The following is a 1,505-nucleotide window of genomic DNA, read 5'->3' as shown; positions in this document are numbered from 1 at the left end:
ATCTTTAGAGATTCCTATAGGCAAAGGAGAAAATACCATCTATAAGGAAGTGATCGAATTTGATGGAGAAACACCAGCAAAATATGTCTTTGAAAATTGCCTACAAGAAGATGTAGAAACTGTTCTCAACACTTTAACTGAACGGGAAAGAAATGTCTTACAAATGCGATTTGGATTGGATGATGGTCAAGAAAAAACCCTGAAAGAAATCGGTGATACTTTTAATTTAACGAGAGAAAGAATTAGACAAATAGAAGCTAAGGCATTGAAAAAGTTGGAAGACCCAAAACGTAATCGTATTTTGAGAGAATATCTTCTTTAGGAAATAATGTGGTGTTAGTTCAGCAACACCCACATCATCATTATTTTTGCTCAGGATGGTTTATTTCATCTGTCTGAGATGGCTTTGTAGTGTTCTGCTCCGTTTTAGTAGGTTGACTAGATTTCATTAAACCAGAACCATGCCACAGAAAACTGACAATCATTATTTTAGTTAATGCATTCAACTGCTCTAACTTTTCTTTGTTCATTGGTTGATTGATATAATTAGCATGAATTTTGAGTCAATATTTATTCTTTACAAAAATTAACAAATCTTTCAATAGATATGCTGATAAATCCGGTCAGGGTAATTACTTAATTTAGAAAATTGATTATGGAGCGATCAGCTTTAGTACCATAGAATTACAAATAAGTATTTCAGCACACTTTGACATAATTAATTAACTACTACATTCTGCTTCAGTCTTAATACATGAAATTTCGGATGAGAATAAAATTGACAATTCTATTTTTCCGTATTTTTACTGAAATAACTGTGATTTATATTCTTGATTTAATGTGACTTATAGTATATATACTATGTGATTTAAAACACAATATAAATTTTATCTAAAAGGTAAGAAAGGTAAGAAATGTATAAATTAATATCAAATTAACTCAGCAATTTATAGCAATCCTCTTCATGGTTTTGTAGAAAATATTCACAGCATTATATAGCAATCAGGAATGATTTATGAGATGTTTAATAACAATTAATACCAATCAAAATCCTTTTATATTCTGACTCCTGACTCCTAATTAATACTAAAATATTACAACTGAAATATGATTGCTATAGTATGAGATAATAGGGGTAAAAATTTCATAATTTCATCTATAAATTTAGAATTTTTTACAAATATTGCACAAATTTATAAATATCAGAATAAATAAGTAATGAGTAGTCAGTATTTAGGAGAAAGTCAATTCAGTTAACCTACTGCCGGAGGAACTTTCCTATGGGAATCCTGCGTAAACGTTAACAATTAGCCTCTTTACAGAGGAACTACGTTATCAGTACCTCCTGCAATAGGGAAGCGAGAAGATGCAGAATTTTCTTTCTCTTGGTTGATTGGATATGGCGAGGAGACCCGAAGAGTGCAGACCCGCTCCGAAGATCGCCATCCCACCCTACGGGAAGCTCCGCTAACGACCACTTTTTATCCCCTTAAAAGGCAGGGTTT

Annotated in this window: 3 protein-coding genes; 1 reads left to right on the top strand and 2 read right to left on the bottom strand. The window is 32.0% G+C overall.

Annotated features, from left to right (window positions below):
- Positions 1-322 (top strand): sigma-70 family RNA polymerase sigma factor (locus tag F6K13_RS32725; protein WP_287289863.1); only part of this gene is annotated, 322 nt, incomplete at its 5' end.
- A 40-nt stretch (positions 323-362) separates the two neighbouring features.
- Here F6K13_RS32725 and F6K13_RS32720 read toward each other — a convergent pair.
- Both F6K13_RS32720 and F6K13_RS32715 read right to left on the bottom strand, forming a co-directional pair.
- Positions 363-530 (bottom strand): hypothetical protein, encoded by a 168-nt coding sequence (locus F6K13_RS32720; RefSeq protein ID WP_161564358.1) that lies wholly within the window; start codon positions 528-530, stop codon positions 363-365.
- 786 nt (positions 531-1,316) lie between these two features.
- Positions 1,317-1,478 carry a hypothetical protein gene (locus tag F6K13_RS32715; protein WP_287239958.1) on the bottom strand — a complete coding sequence of 54 codons (162 nt, stop codon included), beginning with the start codon at positions 1,476-1,478 and terminating at the stop codon, positions 1,317-1,319.
- Between the last annotated feature and the right edge of the window lie 27 nt (positions 1,479-1,505).

Source organism: Okeania sp. SIO2B9 (genome assembly GCF_010672505.1).
Classification (GTDB): domain Bacteria; phylum Cyanobacteriota; class Cyanobacteriia; order Cyanobacteriales; family Microcoleaceae; genus Okeania; species Okeania hirsuta.
This window is presented reverse-complemented; position numbering and strand designations above follow the sequence as displayed.